Origin of the sequence: Azoarcus sp. PA01 (assembly GCA_001274695.2) — a bacterium.
Classification (GTDB): domain Bacteria; phylum Pseudomonadota; class Gammaproteobacteria; order Burkholderiales; family Rhodocyclaceae; genus Aromatoleum.
This window is the reverse complement of sequence record LARU01000002.1, coordinates 1,986,656-2,010,244: the sequence shown is the minus strand read 5'-3', so window position 1 is coordinate 2,010,244 and position 23,589 is coordinate 1,986,656. Positions and strand designations below refer to the sequence as shown.

Here is a 23,589-nt window from a genome sequence, read left to right as displayed (position 1 = left end):
ATATCACTCCGTCCGGGGCTGGAGAGCGCCCGGTTCAGTACGTGTCCAGATCGATGTCGATCGCGAGCGAGCGGATTTCCTTCACCAGCACGTTGAAGGATTCGGGCATGCCCGCATCGATCTTGTGTTCGCCCTTGACGATGCTTTCGTACACCTTCGTCCGGCCGGTGACGTCGTCGGACTTCACGGTCAGCATTTCCTGCAGCGTGTAGGCCGCGCCGTACGCTTCGAGCGCCCACACTTCCATTTCCCCGAACCGCTGGCCGCCGAACTGCGCCTTGCCGCCGAGCGGCTGCTGGGTGACGAGCGAGTACGGTCCGGTCGAACGGGCGTGCATCTTGTCATCGACGAGGTGATGCAGCTTCAGCACGTGCTTGTAGCCGACCGTCACCTGGCGATCGAATGCTTCGCCGGTGCGCCCGTCGTACAGGGTCACCTGCCCGCCGGGAGCGAGCCCGGCGAGCTCGAACATCGCCTCGATCTCTTCTTCCTTCGCGCCGTCGAACACCGGCGTCGCGAACGGCACGCCTTTCGAAAGGTTCGACGCCAGCTCGATGACTTCGTCGTCCTTCAGCGACGCCATGTCTTCCGGGCGACCGTTGTCGTTGTAGATATGCTCGAGCAGCTCTCGCACTTCCGTGGCGGCAGCGTTCGCGCGCAGCATCGCGCCGATCTTGTTGCCGAGCGCCTTCGCCGCCCAGCCCAAGTGCGTTTCGAGGATCTGGCCGATGTTCATCCGCGACGGCACGCCGAGCGGGTTGAGCACGATGTCGACCGGCGTGCCGTCCGCCATGTGCGGCATGTCCTCGACCGGTACGATCCGCGACACCACGCCCTTGTTCCCGTGGCGGCCGGCCATCTTGTCGCCGGGCTGCAGGCGGCGCTTGACCGCGAGATAGACCTTGACCATCTTCTGCACGCCCGGCGGCAGTTCGTCGCCCTGCGTGAGCTTCTTCTTCTTGATCTCGAAAGCCTGGTCGAAGTCCTTGCGCGTCTTCTCCAGACCTTCGCGGATCGCTTCGAGCTGCGCCGCGAGTTCCTCGTCGGCCATGCGGATGTCGAACCAGTGGTAGAACTCGAGCGAATCGAGATACTCGCCGGTGATCGCCGTCCCCTTGGCGAGCTTCTTCGGCCCGCCGTTGGCTTTCTGGCCGACGATCAGGCGGCGGATCCGCGCGAACGCGTCGCGCTCGACGATGCGCATCTGGTCGGCGAGATCGGTCTTGAAGCTGCGCAGCATGTCGTCGATGATGCTCTGCGCGCGCTTGTCGCGCTCGATCCCTTCGCGCGTGAACACCTGCACGTCGATGACCGTGCCGTTCATGCCGGACGACACGCGCAGCGACGTGTCCTTCACGTCGGACGCCTTCTCGCCGAAGATCGCGCGCAGCAGTTTTTCTTCCGGCGTCAGCTGGGTTTCGCCCTTCGGCGTGACCTTGCCGACGAGCACGTCGCCGGCGTCGACTTCAGCGCCGATATAGACGATGCCCGACTCGTCGAGGCGCGACAGCTGCGCCTCGCCGAGCGACGCGATGTCGCGCGTGATTTCCTCGGGGCCGAGCTTGGTGTCGCGTGCGACGACCGTGAGCTCCTCGATGTGGATCGACGTGAAGCGGTCTTCGGCGACGACGCGCTCCGAGATCAGGATCGAGTCCTCGAAGTTGTAGCCGTTCCACGGCATGAACGCGACCAGCATGTTCTGGCCGAGCGCGAGCTCGCCGAGGTCGGTCGACGCGCCGTCGGCGATGACGTCGCCCTTGCCGATGTGATCGCCGACCTTCACGACCGGACGCTGGTTGATGTTGGTGTTCTGGTTCGAGCGCGTGTACTTGATCATGTTGTAGATGTCGACGCCGACTTCGCCCGCGAGGGTTTCGTCGTCGTTGACCCGCACCACGATGCGGTTCGCGTCGACATAGTCGACGATGCCGCCGCGCATCGCCTGCACTGCGGTGCCGGAGTCGACCGCGACGGTGCGCTCGATGCCGGTGCCGACGAGCGGCTTCTCGGGGCGCAGGCAAGGCACGGCCTGGCGCTGCATGTTCGCGCCCATCAGCGCGCGGTTCGCGTCGTCGTGCTCGAGGAACGGGATCAGCGACGCCGCGACCGAGACGATCTGGCCGGGAGCCACGTCCATGTACTGCACCTGGTCGGCCGTCGACAGCGCGAACTCACCTTTGTGACGGCACGACACGAGGTCGCCTTCCAGCATGCCGTCGGCGCCGATCTCGGCGTTCGCCTGCGCGATCACGTACTGGCCTTCCTCGATCGCCGACAGGAAGTCGATCTGGTCGGTGACTTTGCTATCGACGACCTTGCGGTACGGCGTCTCGAGGAAACCGTGGCGGTTCGTCTGCGCATACACGGCGAGCGAGTTGATCAGGCCGATGTTCGGACCTTCCGGCGTCTCGATCGGGCACACGCGGCCGTAGTGCGTCGGATGCACGTCGCGGACTTCGAAACCGGCGCGCTCGCGCGTCAGGCCGCCCGGGCCGAGTGCCGAGACGCGGCGCTTGTGCGTGATCTCGGACAGCGGATTGGTCTGGTCCATGAACTGCGACAACTGGCTCGAGCCGAAGAACTCCTTGATCGCGGCCGAAATCGGCTTCGCGTTGATCAGGTCGTGCGGCATCAGGTTGTCGGACTCGGCCTGGGACAGCCGCTCCTTGACGGCGCGCTCGACGCGCACCAGACCGGCGCGGAACTGGTTCTCCGCAAGTTCGCCGACCGAACGCACGCGACGGTTGCCGAGGTGATCGATGTCGTCGATCTCGCCGCGGCCGTTGCGCAGTTCGACGAGCACGCCGATGACGGCGAGAATGTCTTCGTTCGACAGCGTCGCCGGCCCTTCCTCGCCACGCGGACCGACGGTCTCGTAGAAGCGCTTCAGCCAGCCCGGGGCCTTGTCCTCGATCTTCTCGGGATAGGCGCGGCGATTGAACTTCATGCGGCCCACGGACGACAGGTCGTAGCGTTCCTCGGAATAGAACAGACCCTGGAACAGCGCTTCGACGGCGTCTTCGGTCGGCGGCTCGCCCGGGCGCATCATGCGGTAGATCGCGACGCGCGCCGCCCACTGGTCGGCGGTCTCGTCGATGCGCAGCGTCTGCGAGATGTACGCCCCGCGGTCGAGATCGTTGACGTAGAGCGTCTCGATGTCCTTGACGCCTGCGTCGCGCAGCTTGTCGAGCAAGTCTTCGGTGATCTCGTCGTTCGCCCGCGCGACGATCTCGCCGGTTTCCGCGTCGACGATATTGCGCGCGATGATGCGCCCGAGCAGGAACTCGTCGGGAACCGAAATCATCTTCACGCCCGCCTGGTCGAGCTCGCGGATGTGCTTGGCGGTGATGCGCTTGTCGCGCGCGACGATCACGTTGCCGGCGCCGTCGGTGATGTCGAACTTCGCGACATCGCCGCGCAGGCGATCGGGCACGAGTTCGAACGCCGCCTCGTTGCCCTTGAGGTGGAACGCGTCGAAGTCATGGAAAGTCGCGAGGATTTCCTCCGGCCCCATGCCGATCGCGCGCAGCAGGATCGTCGCGGGCATCTTGCGGCGGCGGTCGACGCGGAAGTACAGCGCATCCTTCGGATCGAACTCGAAATCGAGCCACGAACCGCGATACGGGATGATGCGCGCCGAGAACAGCAGCTTGCCCGACGAGTGCGTCTTGCCGCGGTCGTGCTCGAAGAACACGCCGGGCGAGCGGTGCAGCTGCGAGACGATGACACGCTCGGTCCCGTTGATGACGAACGACCCGGTGGTGGTCATGAGCGGGATCTCGCCCATGTACACTTCCTGCTCCTTGACCTCCTTGACCGTCTCCTTCGGCGCATCGCGATCGAGAATCACCAGCCGCACGCGCGCGCGCAACGGCGACGCAAAAGTCAGTCCGCGCTGCTGGCACTCCTTGACGTCGAAAGCAGGTTCGCCGAGCATGTACTGAACGAATTCGAGCCGCGCGTTGCCGCTGTGGCTGGAAATCGGAAAGATCGACGTGAACGCGGCCTGCAGACCATGGTTCAGGCGCGACGGAGGAGGCGTATCGGCCTGCAGGAAAGAGGCGAACGATTCGATCTGGGTTGCGAGCAGGAAAGGTACGTTCAACACTGCCGCGCGTTTGGCGAAGCTCTTGCGGATACGTTTCTTTTCGGTGTAGGAATACGCCATGGATGCTCCGGGTAGAGGTCGGACGTCAAAGAGACAGAACGCAGCGCCCCGTGGGATGCGGACCGGGCGGGAGGCGTGTAGACACCTGCGCTCGCACTGGGTTCTGGCTTCTTGGCGTTACAAAGCACGAAAGGGCTGGCGCTCCGGAGAGCGCCAGCCCCGATGAACAAACGGGTATTACTTGATCTCGACCTTGGCGCCGGCGTCTTCGAGCTGCTTCTTGATCGCTTCGGCGTCGGCCTTCGAGATGCCTTCCTTGACGGCCTTCGGTGCGCCGTCGACGAGATCCTTCGCTTCCTTCAGACCCAGGCCGGTGGCGGCACGGACGACCTTGATCGCCTCGACCTTCTTCTCGCCCGCGGCCAGCAGGATCACGTCGAACTCGGTCTTTTCCTCGACCGGCGCAGCGGCAGCGCCGGCACCCGGAGCGGCCACGGCCATCGAGGCGGCGGAAACGCCGAACTTCTCTTCGAACGCCTTGACCAGGTCGTTCAGTTCCATCACCGTCATCGAGCCGACGGCTTCGAGGATGTCATCTTTGCTGATTGCCATTTCAAAACACTCCTAAATCGAAAACTATTCGGAAAACGCTCAGGCAGCCACTTCTTCCTCGCGCTTCTTCGCGAGGGCAGCCAGCGTGCAAGCGAAACCGGTCACCGGCGCCTGCATCACGCCCAGCAGCCTGGCGAGCAACTCTTCGCGGCTCGGGATCGACGCGAGTGCCTGCACGCCGGCCTTGTCGAGCGTATTGCCCGCATAGGAACCGGCCTTGAGCACCAGCTTGTCGTTACCTTTCGCAAAGTCGTTGAGCACCTTGGCTGCAGCGACCGGATCTTCCGAGATGCCATAGATCAGCGGACCGACCAGCTGGTCGGACAGCCCGGCAAACGGCGTTTCGGCGATCGCGCGGCGCACCAGGGTGTTTTTCAGCACACGCAGGTAAACGCCAGATTCGCGGGCCTTGGCACGCAGCCCGGTGAGATCGCCCACCGCTATGCCGCGATACTCGGCCACCGCGATGGTCTGTGCGTTGGCCACTTGTGCCGACACCTCTGCCACTACGGCTTTCTTGTCATCGAGATTGAGACCCACAGGCCTTTCCTCCTTTCAAGTCCACACGCGAACCGCAAAACTGCGATTCGCACCCACGGCGACCTGGATCAGGAGCGCGGCTGAAGAATCAGCCAGAATCCTGTTCTGGGCACACCGTCTGCGCAGGCCATTGTCGAATGCTTAAGCGGTCGCCGGAGCGACCGCACCTGCGGTCTTTGACGATTCGACCCGGCACCGCAGCGCCGGGGCGACCCAAAGTTCTAGTTTCAGCCTTGTCAGGCAGCGTTGATGCTGGACGGCTCGACGCGAACACCCGAACCCATCGTGCTCGACAGCGCGACGCGACGCAGATAGATGCCTTTCGACGCGGCCGGCTTGGCCTTCACGAGCGCATCGATCAGCGCGCCGAGGTTCTGCTGCAGGGCTTCGGTGCTGAACGAGGCCCGGCCGATCGTCGCGTGGATGATGCCGCCCTTGTCGGTGCGGTACTGCACCTGACCGGCCTTCGCATTCTTCACAGCGGTCGTCACGTCCATCGTCACGGTACCCACTTTCGGGTTCGGCATCAGGCCGCGCGGACCGAGGATCTGGCCCAGCTGGCCGACGACGCGCATTGCGTCGGGCGTGGCGATGCACAGATCGAAATCGATGTTGCCGGCCTTGACCTGCTCGGCGAGATCTTCGAAGCCAACCACGTCGGCGCCCGCGGCACGCGCCGCTTCGGCCTTGTCCCCCTGGGCGAAGACCGCGACGCGCACGCTCTTGCCGGTACCGGCAGGCAGCACGACCGAACCGCGCACGAGCTGGTCCGACTTGCGTGCATCGACGCCGAGGTTCACGGCGATGTCGATCGACTCGTCGAACTTCGCCGTCGCGCATTCCTTGACCAGCGCCAGCGCTTCGGTCACGGGATAGGTGCGATTGCGGTCAACTTTGGTGCGCAGCGCCTGAACACGCTTGGAAAGCTTCGCCATGATTACAGCCCCTCCACGGTGATGCCCATGCTGCGGGCGGAACCGGCGATGGTGCGCACCGCGGCTTCCATGTCGGCAGCAGTCAGATCGGCCATTTTGGTCTTGGCGATTTCCTCGACCTGGGCACGCGTGATCGAACCGACCTTGTCGGTGTGCGGCTTCGGCGAACCCTTCGTGATCTTCGCCGCCTTCTTGATCAGGATCGTCGCCGGCGGCGTCTTCATGATGAAGGTGAAACTCTTGTCGGCGAACGCCGTGATCACCACCGGAATCGGCAGACCGGGCTCGAGGCCCTGGGTCCGGGCGTTGAACGCCTTGCAGAATTCCATGATGTTCAGGCCGCGCTGACCGAGTGCGGGACCGATCGGGGGGCTCGGGTTGGCTTTACCAGCTGGCACCTGCAGCTTGATATAGCCGGTGATTTTCTTCGCCATTGCGGCTAGCTCCTGTCTTGAGTGCAAACGCACCGGCCGCGGCCGGTGCTCCTCGCTACGCCCGGTTCATCGGGCACGTTCGGGCCCGAAGGCCCGCCTGCGTCAGGTCTTTTCGACCTGACTGAAATCCAGCTCCACCGGCGTCGCGCGACCGAAAATCGTCACGGACACCCGCAGCTTGCTCTTGTCGTAATTGACGTCTTCCACCGCACCGTGGAAATCGGTGAACGGGCCTTCCTTGACGCGCACGACTTCGCCCAGCTCCCACAGCACTTTCGGGCGCGGCTTCTCCACGCCTTCTTGCATCTGCTGCATGATTTTCTCGACTTCCTTTTCGGAAATCGGGGAAGGCTTGTTTGCCGTGCCGCCGACGAAACCGGTGACCTTCGGCGTCGACTTCACGAGGTGCCAGCTCTCGTCGTTCATTTCCATCTCGACGAGGACGTAGCCGGGGAAGAATTTCCGCTCGGAAATGCTCTTCTGGCCGCTCTTCATTTCGACGACTTCCTCGACCGGCACCAGAATCTGGCCGAAAAAATCCTGCATTCCGGAGCGATTGATCCGATCCACCAAGGCGCGTTGGACAGACTTCTCGAAGCCCGAATAGGCATGTACCACGTACCAGCGCTTCGTCATGATTACTTCCACCCCAGGATCAGGTCGTACAGGACCCATTCCAGACTCTTATCCGTGACCCACAAAAAAACCGCCATCACGACAACGAAGGCGAACACCAGACCCGTGGTCTGCACCGTTTCCTTGCGCGACGGCCAGACGACTTTCTTGGTTTCGGTGATCGACTCGCGCGCGAACGCGACGAAACGCCGGCCCGGCTCCGACTGCCAGGCGACGGCGACGCCGGCGGCGACGCCGGCGAGAACCGACAGCACGCGCAGAACCAGCGCCTGCTCGGAAAGCAGGTAAAAGCCGACCACACCGGCCGCAATCAGCGCGAGAGCCAGCGCAACCTTGAACTTATCGGCCATCGAAATATGAATACCCGGAAAGGAGTGGCAGGGGCAGAGGGAATCGAACCCCCAACCTTCGGTTTTGGAGACCGACGCTCTGCCAATTGAGCTATGCCCCTGCAGCAGAGACTACGAGGCGTCCCGCTTCCGAGACGCCTTCCGATCAAGCAATCGCTATGAGGACAATACGCAATTACTCGATGATCTTGGCGACGACGCCGGCGCCGACGGTACGACCGCCTTCGCGGATCGCGAAGCGCAGACCTTCTTCCATCGCGATCGGCGCCATCAGCTTGACGGTGATCGACACGTTGTCGCCCGGCATCACCATCTCGGTGCCTTCGGGCAGCTCGATCGAGCCGGTCACGTCGGTCGTGCGGAAGTAGAACTGCGGACGATAGTTGTTGAAGAACGGCGTGTGGCGACCGCCTTCTTCCTTCGACAGCACATACACTTCACCGGTGAAGTGGGTGTGCGGCTTGATCGAACCGGGCTTGCACAGCACCTGGCCGCGCTCGACGTCCTCGCGCTTGGTGCCGCGCAGCAGCACGCCGACGTTGTCGCCCGCCTGGCCCTGGTCGAGCAGCTTGCGGAACATCTCGACGCCGGTGCAGGTGGTCTTGACGGTCGGCTTGATGCCGACGATCTCGACTTCCTCGCCGACCTTGACGATGCCGCGCTCGACGCGGCCGGTGACGACGGTGCCGCGCCCCGAGATCGAGAACACGTCTTCGATCGGCAGCAGGAACGGGCGGTCGATCGCGCGCTCCGGGGTCGGGATGTAGCTGTCGAGCGCGTCGGCCAGGCGGAAGATCGCCGGCTCGCCGATGTCGCTCTGGTCGCCTTCGAGCGCTTTCAGCGCCGAGCCCTTGACGATCGGCACGTCGTCGCCCGGGAAGTCGTACTTCGACAGCAGCTCGCGCACTTCCATCTCGACGAGCTCCAAGAGCTCCTCGTCATCGACCATGTCGCACTTGTTGAGGAACACGATGATGTACGGCACGCCGACCTGGCGGGCGAGCAGGATGTGCTCGCGCGTCTGCGGCATCGGGCCGTCCGCGGCCGAGCACACCAGGATCGCACCGTCCATCTGCGCCGCACCGGTGATCATGTTCTTGACGTAGTCGGCGTGACCCGGGCAGTCGACATGCGCGTAGTGACGGTTGGCCGTCTCGTACTCGACGTGAGCGGTGTTGATCGTGATGCCGCGCGCTTTCTCTTCGGGCGCCGCGTCGATCTGGTCGTAGGCTTTCGCCTCGCCGCCGAACTTCTTCGACAGGATCGTCGTGATCGCCGCCGTCAGGGTGGTCTTGCCGTGGTCGACGTGACCGATCGTCCCGACGTTTACGTGCGGTTTCGTCCGCTCAAACTTGCCTTTCGCCATGCCGCCACCTCATATTCAGAATCAGAAAACCGGACCGATCGACTGCTACGCCAGACCGGCAGAAAAGCTGTGGTGCCCATGACGTGGATTGAACACGTGGCCTCTCCCTTACCAAGGGAGTGCTCTACCACTGAGCTACATGGGCTCCGAAACAACCAACCGCCGAACCTGGAGCGGGTGAAGGGAATCGAACCCTCGTCATAAGCTTGGAAGGCTTCTGCTCTACCATTGAGCTACACCCGCATACAACGCAGACGAACCGCATTACACCCGATGCCAGTCATCAGACCGAACTGAAGCCGGCAACAAAACTTGCTGGTGGAGGGGGAAGGATTCGAACCTTCGAAGGCAGTGCCGTCAGATTTACAGTCTGATCCCTTTGACCGCTCGGGAACCCCTCCAAGCGAAGCGCTGGACTATAGAGGACCAAACCGCCCCTGTCAAATCTTTTTCCGAAAATTCGTTCAACGTGCGATCTGCGCGAGCGGCAGCTCGGTCGTATTCTTGACCGACTGGAGCACGAACGACGATTTGACGTTCGCGATGCCATCGAGCTTGAGCAGCCGATCCATCAGAAAACGCGAAAAATGCTCCAGATCCTCGGCGACGACGTGCAGCAGGTAGTCCATCTCGCCGGTCAGCGCGAAGCACGACAGCACTTCGGGCGCGGACTGCACCGCGGCGTGAAACGCATGCATCGGCGTGTCGCGCCGCTTCTCGAGCGTCACCGTGACGAAGGCCTGCAGGCCCAGCCCGAGGCGCCGCGGCTCGAGCAGCGCGGCGTAGCCGCGGATCACTCCCGACTGCTCGAGCTGGCGCACCCGCCGCAGGCACGGCGACGGCGACAGCGCGACCTGTTGCGCGAGGTCGGCATTGGAAAGGCGGCCGTCGCGCTGCAGCAGCTCGAGGATGCGCAGGTCGGTCCGGTCGATCGATTCGTTCATGACTGCTCCGCGCCGCGCCGGCTCTGAAAGGGAGCGAATGATCGCGCAAATTGGACAGATCCGTCACCGGAGCAATAATCGCGTGCGGCACGAGCCGCCCGATCACGAGGAGACCTGCATGACCCTGCCCCCCGCTGCGGCCCGCCGGCCATTGCCCGCCGCATTCGCCGACGCGCTCGGCGCGCGCTTCGGCCCGCGTTTTTCGACCGCCGAGGCGGTGCGCGCGCATCACGGCCACGACGAGTCGCATTTTCCGGACATGCTGCCCGACGCGGTCGTCTGGCCCCATGACACCGCCGAAGTCGTCGCGATCGTCGAGGCCTGCCGCGCGCACCACGTGCCGATCGTTCCATTCGGCGCGGGCAGTTCGCTCGAAGGACACATCCTGCCGCTGCAGGGCGGCATCAGCGTCGACTTCTCCGAGATGAACAAGGTGCTCGCGGTGCATGGTGAAGACATGGACGCCGTCGTGCAGCCGGGGATCACGCGCAAGCAGCTCAACGCGGCACTGCACGGCAGCGGACTTTTCTTTCCGGTCGATCCGGGGGCGGACGCGAGCCTCGGCGGGATGGCCGCGACGCGCGCGTCGGGAACCAACGCGGTGCGCTACGGGACGATGCGCGACAACGTGCTCGGCATGGAGGTGGCGCTTGCCGACGGGCGCGTGATACGCACCGGCGGGCGGGCGCGGAAATCGTCGTCGGGCTACGACCTGACGCGCCTGATGATCGGCTCCGAAGGCACGCTCGGGCTGATCACCGAACTGATCGTGCGGCTGCATCCGCTGCCCGAAGCGGTGTCCGCGGCGGTGTGCGCGTTTCCGGACGTCGCGAGCGCGGTGCGCACCGTGATCGAGACGATCCAGCTCGGCGTGCCGGTCGCACGCATCGAGCTGCTCGACGAACTGACGGTGCAGGCGATCAACCGCTACAGCAAGACGACGCTTCGCGAGTCGCCGATGCTGTTCTTCGAGTTCCATGGATCAAAGGCGAGCGTCGAGGAGCAGGCGCAGACGGTCCAGGAACTCGCCCGCGACAACGGCGGCCAGGATTTCGAATGGGCGACGCATCCGGAGGACCGTACGCGGCTGTGGGCAGCGCGCCATGACGTCTATTTCTCGTGCATCGCGCTGCGCCCGGGCTGCCGCGGACTGACGACCGACGTGTGCGTGCCGATCTCGCGGCTCGCCGACTGCATCGCCGGGGCGCGCGCGGATATCGCCGCGAGCGGCCTGATCGCGCCGATCGTCGGCCACGTCGGGGACGGCAACTTTCATACCGTCGTCCTCGTCGACCCCAACGACGCCGCGGAGATCCTGCGCGCCGAGGGGCTCAACCGCAGGATCGTCGAGCGCGCGCTGGCGATGGGCGGCACGTGCACCGGCGAGCACGGCATCGGCTTCGGCAAGCAGGATTTCCTCGTCGCCGAACACGGCGCCGACGCGGTCGAGGCGATGCGCGCAGTCAAGCGGGCCTTCGACCCGGACGGCCTGCTGAACCCAGGGAAAATCGTGCCGGCCGGATAAAGCCGCCGGGGCGGGCACGGTGATGGGGGGCGGCCACCCGGTTATCATCGGCGGCTCCGTCATGCCCGCCAACTCATGCCTCCTGCCCTGAAAGCCCTGCTTGCCCAGCTGGCCGGCTGCGTCATCGCCGCCACTGTCGTGCGCAGCACCCCGCTGGGTGGCATCTGGCCGCTCGTCGCTGTGCAGGCCCTCAGCGCCGCGGCGATCGGAACGCTTCTTCACAGTGCCCGGTGGTGGTTGCCGATCCATCTGGGCTTCGTTCCGCTGCTGGTGCTCGCCGGGCGGCTCGAGGTCGCGCCGGGCTGGTATCTCGCAGCGTTCGGGCTGCTGCTCGCAGTGTATTGGACGAGCTTCCGCACCCAAGTGCCGCTGTATCCGACGAATCGGCGAACGGTCGCCGCGGTCGCCGACCTGCTGGCGCCCGGCCGACGCTCACGGCTGCTCGACCTCGGCAGCGGCACCGGTTCGCTGCTGCGCCCCCTCGCGCGACTGCGGCCGGACTGCAGCTTCAAGGGAATCGAGGCCGCACCCGGGCCGTGGCTGACGAGCCGGTTGTGGACAGGGAATCCGCCCAATGTGCGCTTCGAACGGGGGGATTTCTTCTCCAGTTCCTGGTCCGGGTTCGACATCATCTACGCTTTTCTGTCGCCGGTCCCGATGGCCGAAGTGTGGGCCAAGGCACGCCGGGAATTGCACGACGGACTGCTGATCAGCAACAGCTTTCCGGTGCCCGGCGAGGCCCCTGAGCGGATCATCCAGGTCCCGGACGCGCGTGCGACCGTCCTCTACGTCTACCGCTTCGCACCGGCCACGCCCCAAGGGGAATAGCGGCCGATTCCCCATCCTTTTTCCCGCTCGGCAGCCGAACCCGGCCCCGATAATGGCAGGGCGGCAAAAGGGCCGCGAACGAGGAACACCGCAATGGCTGAAATCATCTGCGTCATCGGCAACAAGGGCGGAACCGGCAAGACGACGCTTTCCCACATGCTTTCGCAAGGCCTAGGCTTGCTCGGCCATCGTTCGGCGTGCGTACTGACCGACACCACGCGCGAGCCGCTGAGCCCGGAAGGGCGGCGCTACATCACCGCCGACGCCCGCACCCGTGACGCGCTGACCAAAGTCGTGGACAAGCTGCGCGCCCTCGACGAATGGATCGGCATCATCGACGGCGGCGGCAACCGCACCGAAATGGATCGCCATCTGTACGCGCTTTCGGACATCGTGCTGCTGCCGTTCCGCGAATCCCATGAAGACATCCGCACCGTGCTGCGCGACCTCGAGATGTTCCCGCGCGCCTACGCGGTGCCGGCGCAGTGGCCGACGAACGCGTGGCAGCGTGACGCCGCGGACCGCAGCGTCTCGCAGCTGATGGGAGCGTATCGCGAGCGCATTCTGAATCCCGTCGGTGCCCTTTCCGCATCCAAGCTGCTGGTGCACAAGAAAGTGCCGGAACAATTGCCGACTCCGCTCGCCAACGCCTGCCGCTCGTTCGCTCGGCAGGTGCTCGAGATCATGGAGATCGACGGCGCAGAACCGGCCGAAGCCGCGTGCCGCGACACCGATCAGATGGGCGACCGGCTCTCGCCCGCCGAAATGCCGATGCGCCTGGCGCAGGCGAGCCGCCGTCCGTACTGACGACGGATCGATCGCGCGGGCTACAGCCGCGGCCCGTGGCGGGCGATCACGATCAGCGCCTGCGCCCGGCTGCTGACGTTCAAGGCGCGGAAAATCGCCGACATATGCACCTTGACGGTGCCTTCCGACAACCCGAGCAGATCGGCAATCTCGCGGTTCGATTTTCCTTGCGCCAGCAGTTCCATGACTCGCGTCTGCCCGGCGGTGAGCCCGAAACGCTCGCTGGCCGGCGCACCGGAGCGCTTTGCGCCGCCCTCCGGCTCACTGGGCGCATAGATGCCGCCTTCGAGCACGCATCTGACCGCACTTCTGAGCACTTCGCCCGAACTCGCCTTCGACACGAAGCCCGAAGCTCCGCCTCTCATCGCGCGCCGGATCGTCGCCGAATCGTCGAGCGCCGACACGACGATTGCCGGAACGTCGGGGAAACGCCGCGCAAGCACCGCAAGCAGACCGAAGCCGTTGAGATCGGGCAGCATCAGGTCGATCACCGCGAGATCCCAGTCCGCACTCTCCTCGAGTCGGGCCAGCGCCTCTTCCGAACCTTTCGCCTCGACGCATTCCACGCCTTCGCCCAGTCGGGCGAGAGTCTGCGCCAGCGCCTCGCGCACGAGCGCATGATCTTCGACGATGAGTATTCGGGTCACTGCTTGCTCCGGAGGCGGCGGCGATAGGCGGAAAGCATAGCACGCACAGATGTAACGAAAGGTTTTGCACGACCTAGCTCGGGACGACCACGGGCCGCAGCCCTGCGGGCCGCGGGAACGGCGGTTTACCGCACGATCGCCGCCGGCCGCGTCATCGTATCGCCCCCGCCGGCACGGGGAAACCGCGACGGTAGGCCCCGGTCCCTCAAGACTCGAGGCATGGCGTCACGGGCCGCGGCATGCTATGACGATCCGCAAAGACCCGGCGCGAGTGATTCCTCATGCATAAGATGCATCCTGCAGCGAAATCCACCGAGCCTCCCGGCGGTAACAAAAATCCGGCCCGCATGCCCTGCGAGGCAGCCACGAGAGGATTTTTCGGGCACCATCTCGCCCCGCTCCCGTTCTCCGTCCGGATGCAGCCGTCGATATCGGCGTCTCCATCCGGAACCCGGCGCCGGGCAGCCCCTTGCTTCAGCCACTCGACCGCGTCCCGCTGGCGGCGCACCTGAGTCTCGACCCGATACCGATCATGCTCCACGGCTGCCGCGTTTTTCTTGCCACCCTGCTTTTCCTCGCCGCCACGCTCGGCCGGGGGGAAGCCGTCGCGGCAGTGGACGTGCTGTTCGTGAGCAGCGAACGCAGCGGAGCATACGAAGAGACGATCGCGGCGATCAGCACAGCGCTCGCCCCGCGCGTCGCCGCTGCCGACATCGCGGTCGTGGAGACGCGCCAGGTGAGCCCCGGCGCGCTCGCCGGCAGCCGGATCATTGTCACAGTCGGGGCCGAAGCGGCCCGGGCAGTGGCCGAACACGCGCCGCGCCAGCCGGTACTGCACACGCTGTTGCCGCGCGAGAGCTTCGACAACCTGCCTGCCCCGCCGGGGGCCGGCCGACGCTCCGCGGTATTCCTCGATCAGCCGGTGCAGCGGCAGATCGCGCTGCTTGTCGAAGCGCTTCCCGAATGGCGGCAGCTCGCGCTGCTCGCCGGGCCGCGCAGCCAGCATCTCGCCGCCCGGCTCGCCGCGGCCGCGCGCGAGCAGCAGATGGTCGTGACGATCGAGAACGTTGCCACCGACCGCGAAATCTATCCGGCGCTCGAGCGTCTGCTCGCCGAACGCGCGATCCTGCTGGCGCTGCCCGATCGCATCGTGTTCAACAGCTACACGATCCAGAACATCCTGCTCACGAGCTACCGCCACCGCTCCCCGCTGATCGGCTTTTCGCCGGCCTATGTTCGGGCGGGCGCGCTGCTCGGCCTGTTTTCGACACCGGCGCAAATCAGCGAACAGGCCGCGGAGGCGATCCGAGCCGTGCTCGACGGCGGAGGGCTGCCGCCGCCACAGCCGCCACGACAGTTCGAAGTCGGCATCAATCAGAACGTTGCGCGCGCGCTCGGCATCACGCTCGAACCGGCGCAGGACATCGCCGCACGGATGATCCGCCGGAGCGCCAGGCCATGATCAGGAACTGGGGCATCCGGTCGCGCGTGATGCTGGTCGCGGTGCTGCCGACCCTCGTGCTGGCAATCGTGCTCACCGCGTTCTACACCGGCTCGCGCGTCACCGATCACCGCGAAGCCCATGTTGCGCGAGGCCAAGCGTTTGCGCGGCAACTCGCCGCGGCGAGCGAATATGCAGTGTTCTCCGGCAATCGGGAATCGTTGCGGCGTCTCGCCGGCGCGATGCTCGCGGAGACCGACGTCCTCGGCGTGATGATCATCGACCGCAACGGGGATGCGCTCGCGCAAAGCGGACGGCTCGACGTGACGCTGCCGCTGCCGCTGCCGCCGCGCGCGGCGTGGACGCCGGGCCTCGTCACCGCGAGCGGGACGCTGCGGGTCATCGAGCCGGTACTGCCGACGTCGCTCGAGCTCGACGACGGTTTCGACGGAGTGGCCCTCGAGCCGCTGTCCGGCGCGAAGACTCCACCGGCGCTCGGCACGGTCGTCGTCGACCTCTCGCGCGCGCAGCTCAACGCGCGGCAGAGCGAACTGTTGATCACCGGAAGCACCGCCATCCTGCTGGTGCTGATCGGCAGCCTCGTGCTCGCGCACTACATGAGCCGCGGCGTCACCGGGCCGATCCGGCGCGTCGCGTCGGCCGTCGAGCGCATCGGGCGGGGCCAGTTTTCCGCGCGGCTGTCCGGCATCGGCGGCGGCAGCCTGCGCACGCTCGCCGAAGGCGTCAACCAGATGGCGGCGAAGCTCGCGAGTGCGCACGAGGACATGAGCCGCCAGATCGCGGACGCGACCGCCGAGCTGCGGGCACGCAAGGATGAAGCCGAGCGCGCGACCTTGTCGCAGTCGCGCTTCCTCGCCGCCGCCAGCCACGACCTGCGTCAACCGATGCATGCGCTGGGCCTGTTCATCGCCGAGCTGTCGCAACACACGCATGCGCCGGCGTCGCGTCGCCTCGTCGAGCGCATCGCGGCCTCGGCCGAAGCGATGGAGAATCTGCTCGACAGCCTGCTCGACATCTCCAAACTCGATGCCGGCGTGCTGGAGCCGCACATCAGCAGTTTTCCGCTGCAACCGGTCCTCGACCGCATCGCCGCCGAGCAGCGTCCGCGCGCCGACACGCACGACCTGCTGCTCAGGACCCGGCCGACGTCGCTGTGGGTCGATAGCGACCCAGTGCTGTTCGAGCGGATCATCGGCAACCTCGTCAGCAACGCGGTGCGCTACACGCGCAAGGGCCGCATCCTGATCGCATGCCGCCGGCGCGGCGAGCGGGTGCGGATCGAAGTGCGCGACAGCGGCGTCGGCATTGCCGCCGAGGCGCAGGAAATCATCTTCCAGGAGTTCATCCAGCTCGACAATCCGGCGCGCTCACGCGACAAGGGGCTCGGGCTCGGGCTCGCGATCGTGCGGCGCCTCACCGACCTGCTCGGCCATCACCTCGCGGTCCGCTCCCGTCCGGGCCGGGGATCGGTGTTCGCGATCGAAGTGCCGGTCGCGCAACCGGTCGAATACGCCGAGCCCGGCGAGACCCGCCGCCAGCCCGGAGACTTGGCCGGCGTGCGCGTCGCGCTCGTCGATGACGAGCCGCTCGCACAAGCGAGCATGCGTGGCCTGCTGACATCGTGGGGGTGCGAAGTCAGCGCGGGCAGCGACATCGACAGCGTGCTGGCGGCGTTCCGGCGATCCGGCGACGAACCTCAGCTGATCATCAGCGACTACCGCCTGCACCGCAACGCGAACGGCATAGATGCGATCCGCATTATGCGGGCACGATACGGCAAACACCTCCCGGCCGCGTTGATCAGCGGCGACACCGCCCCCGAAACGCTGCGCCTGGCGCAGGCCGAAGGCCTGGCGCTGCTCCACAAGCCGGTCCGCCCGGCGCGTCTGCGGGCGCTGCTCAACCGCCTGTCCCACCCGGAGCAGGACTTCTGACGCCGCGCGCTGCGCACGGAGTAGGGTAAGATCGGCGCTTGTCGATCCGTCGCAGGAGACTCCCGTGTCGAAAGAAACGTCAGCCAAGGATCCGCTCGAGTTCGTGCGCGGCATGTGGAGCAGCATGGGGTTTTCGCTGCCCGGGATGGTCACGCCGACGCTCGACGTCGATGAACTCGACAAGCGGATCGCCGATCTGAAAGCGGTCGAGAACTGGCTGAAGATGAACCTGAACATGCTGCAGATGACGATCCAGGGGCTGGAGATGCAGCGCGTCGCGATCGCGACGATGCAGGCGATGACGCAGCAGGCGCGCGAAGCCACCGAAAATCCCGCCCAGCAGGGGGACAACCCGTTCGCCGCCGCAGCGATGTGGCCCTGGAACCTGATGAGCGGGGCGCCGCCTGCGGCCGACGCGCCGTCGCCGACGTCCGACCAGAAGAAGACCGAACCGAAACCTTCGGGCGGTGCGGCGGCCAAGTCGACGCCGCCGCCGAAGTAAGCGCCGGCGCGCGCGGCGGCTGCGACTAGAGCAGCTGCAGCCAGAAGGTCAGCGACGCGACCGCGAGCAGCGTCGTCGCGGAGATCAGCCACGCGACGCCCGGCCCATCGCCGCCCATCCGCATCGCGAGGATGTACGCCGAACTCGCCGACGGCAGCGCCGCAAACATCACCAGCGTGTCGAACGCGATGCCGTCGAGCCCGAGCTGGCGCCCGAGCGCCCACGCGAGCGCAGGCAGCAGCAGCAGTTTGACGCTGACGAGCCATGCCGACCCGCCCCACCGCCCGCCCGCTTCGCCCCAGCGCAGCGCCGACCCGACCGCGAGCAGGCCGAGCGCGACGGCCGCGTCACCGAGGCGCTTGAGGAAGAACTGAAACGGCTCGGCGAGCGCAGCGCCGGACAGGTTCACGGCCAGGCCGGCGAGGGTCGCGAGCACCAGCGGATTGCGCGTCAGCTCGCGCAACAGGCCGCCGTGGCCGTGCCGCGCGAGCATGCCGACCGCCATGATGTTCGCGAACGGCACCATCGCGCCGCACAGCGCGCCCATCATCGCCACGCCGGCGGCGCCATGGAGCTTCCCCGCGACGGCGATGCCGATATAGGTGTTGAAGCGATACGCACACTGCAGCCGCGACGCGAAGCCGATCGCGTCCAGGCCCATCAGCGGGCGCCCGAGCCAGCCGAGCACGAAACCCGCGACCATCACGCCCAGCCCGGCGAGAAACAGCGGCAGCGTCTTGCCGGGATCGATGTCGGCCGCCGCCATCGCATTGAAGAGCAGCGCCGGGAACAGGATGAAATAGACGAGTCGCTCGACGCCCGCCCAGAACGCGCCGTCGGGGACCAGGCTCCGGCGCAGGCCCGCGCCGAGGAGAATCAGCGAGAAATCGGGCAGGAGCAGGAGCAGGCTTTGCATGCCCCGAGCTTACCCGATCGGCACGGCGAGCCGCGTCAGATCACCCCATCGTCCCGCAGTCGCGCAATCTGCGCCGCATCGAGCCCGAGTCCGGCAAGGATTTCGTCGCTGTTGCCGCCCGCCTCGGGCGCTGCCGTCACCGCCCCCGGCTCGAACTCCGACAGGCGCACCGGCGCGGCGAACTGGCGCACGCCGCCGACTTCGACGACCATGCCGCGCGCCGCGATCTGGGCGTTCGCGAGGCTCTCCTCGAGTCGCAGCACCGGCGTCACGCAGCAGTCGACGGCATCGAAGATCGCCACCCATTCGGCCTGCGTGCGTCCGCGAAAAATCGCCGCGACCTCGTTGCGCGCACGCGCCCCGTCCGCGCCTGTCGCCAGGTGCGCGGCTTTGAGGTCCGGCCGGCCGAGCGTGTCGCACACCAGCAGCCAGAACTTCTCCTCGAGCGCGCCGACCGCCATGTGGCGCCCGTCGGCAGTCTCGTACACGCCGTAGCACGGCACGCCGCCAGTCAGCAGGTCTTCGCCGCGCGGGCGCACGCCGCCATGCGCGAGCACTTCGACGAGCGGAAAGATCGCGTGCGCGAGCGCCGCGTCGGTCATCGCGACGTCCACATGGCGGCCGCGGCCGCTCGCCTTCGCGTCGATGACCGCGACGAGCAGGCCGAGCAGCGCGGACAGGCTGCCGCCGAGCAGGTCGCCGATCTGCAGGTTCGGGATCGCCGGCGGCCCTCCGGCCGCACCGATCTGGTCGAGCACGCCGGAGTAGCCGAGATAGTTGATGTCGTGGCCCGCGCGCTGCGCGTACGGGCCGGTCTGGCCGTAGCCGGAGATGCTGCAGTAGACGATCGCCGGTTTCGCTCCAGCGAGCGTCGCGTAGCCGAGGCCGAGCTTGTCCATGACGCCGGGGCGGAAGCCTTCGACGACGACGTCCGCAGTCGCGACGAGGCGCAGGAACAGCGCGCGCCCCGCGTCGTTCTTGAGGTCGAGGCGCAGGCTTTTCTTGCCGCGATTGACGACCTGGTAGAAATAGCTCGTCGCGCCGTTCATCGCGCCCATCGTGCGCGCATAGTCACCGGCGCCGGTGTCCTCGATCTTGATGACTTCGGCGCCGTAATCGGCCAGGTGCTGGGTCGCGAGCGGGCCGGGCAGAAGGCGCGTGAGGTCGAGGACGCGCAGGCCGTGCAGCGGTTTCGGTCGCATGCTTTGCGGATTACCGGAGAGGGATCGGAAGCGTCATTCTAGCCGGCCGCGGCGCGCGTCCCGCACGATGACGCTCACTCATACGTGCGCACGTCGTCGATGACCTTGCCGTCGTTGGCGAGGCTGCCGGGCGCGCAGAAGCTCACTTCACTGCGCAGCTTCGTCAGCTCGCGAAGGCTCGCCGCAAGCGCCGCGTCGAGACCCGCCGGGACCTGCTCGACCTCGCAATGCAACGTCATGCGGTCGTTCAGACCCGGGTTGTCGACGACGAGGCGCGCACGCCTGACTTCGCGATGGCGCCGCACGACGTCGGCGATCTGGCCCGGATGCACGAACATGCCCTTCACTTTGGTCGTCTGGTCGGCGCGCCCCATCCAGCCGCAGATCCGCACGTTCGTGCGTCCGCACGGCGACGTTCCCGGCCATAGTGCGGAGAGGTCGCCGGTGCCGAACCGGATCAGCGGATAGTCCGGGTTGAAAGTCGTGACGACGACTTCGCCGACTTCGCCGGGCGCGACCGGGTCGCCCGTGCCGGGGCGAACGATTTCGAGCACGACGTCCTCGTCGACGACCAGGCCTTCGCGCGCCGAGGTTTCATATGCGATCAGCCCGACGTCGGCCGTCGCGTAGCCCTGGAATGCCGGAATGCCGCGCACCGCGAACGCCTCTTGCAGACTCGGCGGAAAAGCCTCGCCGGAGACGAAAGCTTTCGTGAAGCTGTGGGCGACGCCGAGTTCAGCGGCGCGCTCGAGGACGATGCGCAGGAACGACGGCGTGCCGACGTACGCGTTCGGCCGCAGGTCCGCGAGCGCCGCGACCTGCTGCTCGGTCTGGCCGGTGCCGGCCGGGAACACCGTGCAGCCGAGCGCGTGCGCGGCCGTTTCCATCATCGAGCCGGCCGGCGTGAAATGGTACGAGAACGTGTTGTGCACGAGATCGCCTTCGCGGAAACCGGCTGCGAACAACGCCCGCGCGATGCGGTAATAGTCCGGGCGGGCGCCTTCCGGCTCGTACAGCGGACCGGGCGACGCGAACACGCGACGACAGCCGGCGCCCCAGCGCGTCGTCGCGAAGCCGCCGAACGGGCGCGCCGCTTTCTGGCGTTCGAGCAGCGCGGACTTGCGCGTCACCGGCAGCTTCGCGAGCGCGTCGCGGCTCGTCACCGCCGACGCATCGACGTCCGCAAGCGAGGTCGCGAACGCCGGCGCCTGCGCCTTCGCATGCGTGATCTGCGCCGGCAGCCGCGCCATCAGTTCGCGCTCGCGCTCGGCCGGAGCGCGGGTTTCGCGGTCTTCGTAGAAGCTCATCTCACAGTCCTCGATGCTGATGCCGGGCGCTCTTCGCCCGAAGTGGAATTCGGCGCGACAAACCGAAGGCACGCCGATCGTGGGCAAGCGTGGTGCGAGGCAAGGCGCGAAGGGAGGCCGCGTGCTGCTGCACGCAAGTTTCCGAGCAACGCCGCATCGCGCCGCGATCGCCCACGATCAGGAAAGCCAGCGCTTGCGCCGGCGGTAATGCTTGACGTCGCGAAAGCTCTTGCGCCCTTCGCCCGACAGGCCGAGGTAGAACTCCTTGACGTCCTCGTTGTCCGCGAGCCCTTTCGCTTCGCCTTCCATGACGATGCGGCCGTTTTCCATGATGTAGCCGTAGTCCGCGTAGCGCAGCGCGACCATCGTGTTCTGCTCGGCGAGCAGGAAGCTGACCTGCTCCTTCGCGTTCAGGTCTTTGACGATTTCGAAGATCTCCTCGACGATCTGCGGCGCCAAGCCCATCGACGGCTCGTCGAGCAGGATCATCTCGGGTTTGGCCATCAGCGCGCGGCCGATCGCGCACATCTGCTGCTCGCCGCCCGACGTGTAGCCGGCCTGCGACGTGCGCCGCTGCTTGAGGCGCGGAAAGTAGTGGTAGACCTTCTCGAGGCTGTCCTTGAGTTCCGCGCGCGAGATCGAGCGCGTGTAGGCCCCGGTCAGCAGGTTCTCCTCGATCGTCAGGTGGCCGAAGCAGTGGCGCCCTTCCATGACCTGGATCACGCCGCGTCGCACGAGATCGTTCGGCGTCATCCGGTCGATGCGTGCGCCCTTGAATTCGATGCTGCCTTTCGTCACGTCGCCGCGCTCGGCGCCGAGCAGGTTCGAGATCGACTTCAGCGTCGTCGACTTGCCCGCGCCGTTCGCGCCGAGCAGCGCGACGATGCGGCCTTTCGGCACGTCGAGCGACACGCCCTTGAGCACGAGAATCACGTGGTCGTAGATGACCTCGACGTTGTTGATGCTGAGGTACGGCGCTGCTGCCGGCGCGGCAGGAGTCGCGGCTGTATTCGTCTGCATGCTGTGTCTTCGCCTGTTGTCTGCGTCCCTGTCCCCCGAACGCCGCAGGCTGTCGTGCCGCCGCATCGTCGATGCCTTGGCACAGCGCCTCGCGGGACGGGAAAGCCTGAACGGCGGACGGTTTCACCCGCCGCCGTTCGCCGTGCTCAGCTCTCTTTCGAGCAGTCGCGCGGCGTGATGCCTTTTTCCTTCGCGTAGGCCGCAGCGGACTCTTCGATCATCGGGCGCACGACGGACTGATCGCCCTGGATCCAGTCGGTGACGACTTTCCATTGCGTGCCGTCCCACTGCTGGAACTTCACTTTTCCCGCACCCTCATGATCGGCGCAGGTGATCTTCAGGTCCGGCATGAACCCGGCAGCGCCGAGCTCGGTCAGCCGCGCGTTGTCGATGTCGAGATTCTCGAACCCCCAGCGCGCCTGCTCGCCGGTCACCGGCTTGCCTTTGCCGTATTTTTCCTGCGCCTTGCGGATCGCTTCGACGGTGATGATTCCATGCACGACGCCGCGGTTGTAGAGCACCGAGCCGATGCGGGCCTTGTCGGCCATGTTGCCGGCGTTCTTCGCATAGACGTGCTTCTGGATCTCCTGCACGACCGGATAGTTCGTCCCGGCGACGTTGAAGCCGGCCGCGGTGTAGCCTTTTGCCGCGTCGCCGGCCGGGATCGTGTCCTCTTCGGAGCCGGACCACCACACGCCGACGATCTTGTCGCGCGAATAGCCGGTTTTCGCCGCGGTGCGCAGCGCGGTCGGGTTCATCACGCCCCAGCCCCACAGGATTACGTAGTCCGGTTTCATCTGGCGGATCTGCAGCCACTGCGCCTGCTGCTCGTTGCCGGGGTTCGCCACTGCGATCTTCTCGACCGTGAAGCCGTGTTTCGCCGCGAGCTTGTCGAGGATCGCGTGCGACTCCTTGCCATACGCGGAGTCGTGGTACAGCAGGCCGATTTTCTTGCCCTTGAGCTTGTCGATGCCGCCTTCCCGCGTGCCGAGGTAGTTGATGATCGCGGACGCCTGCGTCCAGTACGTCGAGATCATCGGGAAGACCCACGGGAAGACGCGCCCGTCGGCGGCATCGGTGCGGCCGTAGCCGATCGTCACCATCGGGATCTTGTCCTGCGCGACTTTCTCGAGCACTGAATACGTGATGCCCGTCGACAGCGGCTGGAACACGGTGTTGCCGGTCGCGCCCTTCGTCTTCAGCCGCTCGTAGCATTCGACGCCGCGCGCGTTGTTATATTCGGTTTCGCACTCTTCCCACGTCAGCTTGACGCCGTTGATGCCGCCGTCGCGCGCGTTGATCATCGCCATGTAGTCGATCCAGCCGCCATACAGCGACGCGCCGTTCGCGCCGAATGGGCCGACGCGGTAGCTCGGCAGGCCGATGAACTGCTCCTGGGCGGCGGCATGGCCGGTGACGAGCAGTCCGGCGACGAGGGCGCCGATCAGTGCGGTGTGCTTCAGTTTCATGTTGCCTCCTCTTTTTATGTAATGGTGCTGCGTTCTACCTGGACC

At 66.1% G+C, this 23,589-nt stretch carries 21 protein-coding genes and 4 tRNA genes; 6 read left to right on the top strand and 19 right to left on the bottom strand.

Translation table 11 applies throughout. The features are described from left to right. Positions 1-34: 34 nt before the first annotated feature. From rpoB to PA01_10185, 13 genes are all read right to left on the bottom strand, one after another. Complete coding sequence (rpoB, locus tag PA01_10245) at positions 35-4,168, bottom strand: DNA-directed RNA polymerase subunit beta (GenBank protein ID KON81916.1); 4,134 nt, start codon at positions 4,166-4,168, stop codon at positions 35-37. Positions 4,169-4,345: 177 nt separating this feature from the next. Then, the gene (rplL, locus tag PA01_10240) at positions 4,346-4,720 is read right to left on the bottom strand and encodes a 50S ribosomal protein L7/L12 (GenBank protein KON81915.1); all 375 of its coding nucleotides are present in this window, start codon (positions 4,718-4,720) and stop codon (positions 4,346-4,348) included. A gap of 39 nt (positions 4,721-4,759) precedes the next feature. Continuing rightward, positions 4,760-5,260, bottom strand: a complete 501-nt coding sequence (rplJ, locus tag PA01_10235) for a 50S ribosomal protein L10 (GenBank protein ID KON81914.1) — start codon at positions 5,258-5,260, stop codon at positions 4,760-4,762. A gap of 236 nt (positions 5,261-5,496) precedes the next feature. Further along, entirely contained in the window at positions 5,497-6,195 is a 699-nt protein-coding gene (gene rplA / locus PA01_10230; protein KON81913.1) for a 50S ribosomal protein L1, read from the bottom strand. 2 nt (positions 6,196-6,197) lie between these two features. Beyond that, positions 6,198-6,629 (bottom strand): 50S ribosomal protein L11, encoded by a 432-nt coding sequence (gene rplK / locus PA01_10225; protein KON81912.1) that lies wholly within the window; start codon positions 6,627-6,629, stop codon positions 6,198-6,200. Between the two features lie 102 nt (positions 6,630-6,731). Beyond that, entirely contained in the window at positions 6,732-7,265 is a 534-nt protein-coding gene (gene nusG / locus PA01_10220) for a transcription termination/antitermination protein NusG (GenBank protein ID KON81911.1), read from the bottom strand. Positions 7,266-7,267: 2 nt separating this feature from the next. Continuing rightward, entirely contained in the window at positions 7,268-7,615 is a 348-nt protein-coding gene (gene secE / locus PA01_10215; protein KON81910.1) for a preprotein translocase subunit SecE, read from the bottom strand. Positions 7,616-7,640: 25 nt separating this feature from the next. Beyond that, a tRNA-Trp gene (locus tag PA01_10210) sits at positions 7,641-7,716 on the bottom strand. Between the two features lie 74 nt (positions 7,717-7,790). Beyond that, on the bottom strand, positions 7,791-8,981 hold the full coding sequence (gene tuf, locus PA01_10205; protein KON81909.1) for an elongation factor Tu: 1,191 nt from the start codon (positions 8,979-8,981) through the stop codon (positions 7,791-7,793). Positions 8,982-9,051: 70 nt separating this feature from the next. Continuing rightward, positions 9,052-9,126: transfer RNA gene (locus PA01_10200), tRNA-Thr, on the bottom strand. Between the two features lie 24 nt (positions 9,127-9,150). Continuing rightward, positions 9,151-9,224 (bottom strand) — tRNA-Gly (locus tag PA01_10195). Positions 9,225-9,297: 73 nt separating this feature from the next. Continuing rightward, a tRNA-Tyr gene (locus tag PA01_10190) sits at positions 9,298-9,382 on the bottom strand. A 63-nt stretch (positions 9,383-9,445) separates the two neighbouring features. After that, positions 9,446-9,925: an Lrp/AsnC family transcriptional regulator gene (locus PA01_10185; protein KON81908.1), complete on the bottom strand. Its 480-nt coding sequence runs from the start codon at positions 9,923-9,925 to the stop codon at positions 9,446-9,448. Between the two features lie 118 nt (positions 9,926-10,043). Between PA01_10185 and PA01_10180 the strand changes: the two genes are divergently transcribed. The 3 genes from PA01_10180 (at position 10,044) to PA01_10170 (ending at position 13,085) form a co-directional block, all read left to right on the top strand. Next, entirely contained in the window at positions 10,044-11,450 is a 1,407-nt protein-coding gene (locus PA01_10180; protein KON81907.1) for an FAD-binding protein, read from the top strand. Between the two features lie 75 nt (positions 11,451-11,525). Beyond that, positions 11,526-12,278 carry a class I SAM-dependent methyltransferase gene (locus PA01_10175; protein ID KON81906.1) on the top strand — a complete coding sequence of 251 codons (753 nt, stop codon included), beginning with the start codon at positions 11,526-11,528 and terminating at the stop codon, positions 12,276-12,278. Between the two features lie 93 nt (positions 12,279-12,371). Then, a complete protein-coding gene (locus PA01_10170; GenBank protein KON81905.1) occupies positions 12,372-13,085 on the top strand; it encodes a ParA family protein in 714 nt (237 codons plus the stop codon). A 20-nt stretch (positions 13,086-13,105) separates the two neighbouring features. Here the strand turns inward: PA01_10170 and PA01_10165 are convergent, their stop codons facing one another. Continuing rightward, positions 13,106-13,732 carry a response regulator transcription factor gene (locus PA01_10165; GenBank protein KON81904.1) on the bottom strand — a complete coding sequence of 209 codons (627 nt, stop codon included), beginning with the start codon at positions 13,730-13,732 and terminating at the stop codon, positions 13,106-13,108. A gap of 469 nt (positions 13,733-14,201) precedes the next feature. On the opposite strand from PA01_10165, the gene PA01_10160 reads away from it, so the two are divergent. The 3 genes from PA01_10160 to PA01_10150 all read left to right on the top strand — a co-directional run bounded on the left by PA01_10160 (position 14,202) and on the right by PA01_10150 (position 17,630). Then, a complete protein-coding gene (locus PA01_10160) occupies positions 14,202-15,194 on the top strand; it encodes a hypothetical protein (protein KON82441.2) in 993 nt (330 codons plus the stop codon). Beyond that, on the top strand, positions 15,191-17,128 hold the full coding sequence (locus PA01_10155) for an ATP-binding protein (protein ID KON82440.2): 1,938 nt from the start codon (positions 15,191-15,193) through the stop codon (positions 17,126-17,128). Before PA01_10160 ends, PA01_10155 begins: the two co-directional genes overlap by 4 nt. Before the next feature lie 64 nt (positions 17,129-17,192). Beyond that, positions 17,193-17,630 carry a hypothetical protein gene (locus PA01_10150; protein ID KON81903.1) on the top strand — a complete coding sequence of 146 codons (438 nt, stop codon included), beginning with the start codon at positions 17,193-17,195 and terminating at the stop codon, positions 17,628-17,630. Positions 17,631-17,655: 25 nt separating this feature from the next. On the opposite strand, the gene PA01_10145 is transcribed toward PA01_10150, so the two are convergent. From PA01_10145 to PA01_10125, 5 genes are all read right to left on the bottom strand, one after another. Beyond that, a complete protein-coding gene (locus PA01_10145; protein KON81902.1) occupies positions 17,656-18,546 on the bottom strand; it encodes an AEC family transporter in 891 nt (296 codons plus the stop codon). 35 nt (positions 18,547-18,581) lie between these two features. Beyond that, positions 18,582-19,748 carry a CoA transferase gene (locus tag PA01_10140; GenBank protein ID KON81901.1) on the bottom strand — a complete coding sequence of 389 codons (1,167 nt, stop codon included), beginning with the start codon at positions 19,746-19,748 and terminating at the stop codon, positions 18,582-18,584. Positions 19,749-19,822: 74 nt separating this feature from the next. Beyond that, on the bottom strand, positions 19,823-21,055 hold the full coding sequence (locus PA01_10135; GenBank protein ID KON81900.1) for an AMP-binding protein: 1,233 nt from the start codon (positions 21,053-21,055) through the stop codon (positions 19,823-19,825). 177 nt (positions 21,056-21,232) lie between these two features. After that, positions 21,233-22,075, bottom strand: a complete 843-nt coding sequence (locus PA01_10130; protein KON81899.1) for an ABC transporter ATP-binding protein — start codon at positions 22,073-22,075, stop codon at positions 21,233-21,235. A 146-nt stretch (positions 22,076-22,221) separates the two neighbouring features. After that, on the bottom strand, positions 22,222-23,544 hold the full coding sequence (locus tag PA01_10125) for an ABC transporter substrate-binding protein (GenBank protein KON81898.1): 1,323 nt from the start codon (positions 23,542-23,544) through the stop codon (positions 22,222-22,224). Positions 23,545-23,589: the final 45 nt, after the last annotated feature.

Bases quoted from the DNA above. Each gene is read 5' to 3' on its own strand.
- rpoB (KON81916.1), bottom strand. From the start codon at position 4,168: ATGGCGTATTCCTACACCGAAAAGAAACGTATCCGCAAGAGCTTCGCC.
- rplL (KON81915.1), bottom strand. From the start codon at position 4,720: ATGGCAATCAGCAAAGATGACATCCTCGAAGCCGTCGGCTCGATGACG.
- rplA (KON81913.1), bottom strand. From the start codon at position 6,195: ATGGCGAAGCTTTCCAAGCGTGTTCAGGCGCTGCGCACCAAAGTTGAC.
- rplK (KON81912.1), bottom strand. From the start codon at position 6,629: ATGGCGAAGAAAATCACCGGCTATATCAAGCTGCAGGTGCCAGCTGGT.
- nusG (KON81911.1), bottom strand. From the start codon at position 7,265: ATGACGAAGCGCTGGTACGTGGTACATGCCTATTCGGGCTTCGAGAAG.
- secE (KON81910.1), bottom strand. From the start codon at position 7,615: ATGGCCGATAAGTTCAAGGTTGCGCTGGCTCTCGCGCTGATTGCGGCC.
- tuf (KON81909.1), bottom strand. From the start codon at position 8,981: ATGGCGAAAGGCAAGTTTGAGCGGACGAAACCGCACGTAAACGTCGGG.
- PA01_10185 (KON81908.1), bottom strand. From the start codon at position 9,925: ATGAACGAATCGATCGACCGGACCGACCTGCGCATCCTCGAGCTGCTG.
- PA01_10180 (KON81907.1), top strand. From the start codon at position 10,044: ATGACCCTGCCCCCCGCTGCGGCCCGCCGGCCATTGCCCGCCGCATTC.
- PA01_10175 (KON81906.1), top strand. From the start codon at position 11,526: ATGCCTCCTGCCCTGAAAGCCCTGCTTGCCCAGCTGGCCGGCTGCGTC.
- PA01_10170 (KON81905.1), top strand. From the start codon at position 12,372: ATGGCTGAAATCATCTGCGTCATCGGCAACAAGGGCGGAACCGGCAAG.
- PA01_10155 (KON82440.2), top strand. From the start codon at position 15,191: ATGATCAGGAACTGGGGCATCCGGTCGCGCGTGATGCTGGTCGCGGTG.
- PA01_10145 (KON81902.1), bottom strand. From the start codon at position 18,546: ATGCAAAGCCTGCTCCTGCTCCTGCCCGATTTCTCGCTGATTCTCCTC.
- PA01_10140 (KON81901.1), bottom strand. From the start codon at position 19,748: ATGCGACCGAAACCGCTGCACGGCCTGCGCGTCCTCGACCTCACGCGC.
- PA01_10135 (KON81900.1), bottom strand. From the start codon at position 21,055: ATGAGCTTCTACGAAGACCGCGAAACCCGCGCTCCGGCCGAGCGCGAG.
- PA01_10130 (KON81899.1), bottom strand. From the start codon at position 22,075: ATGCAGACGAATACAGCCGCGACTCCTGCCGCGCCGGCAGCAGCGCCG.
- PA01_10125 (KON81898.1), bottom strand. From the start codon at position 23,544: ATGAAACTGAAGCACACCGCACTGATCGGCGCCCTCGTCGCCGGACTG.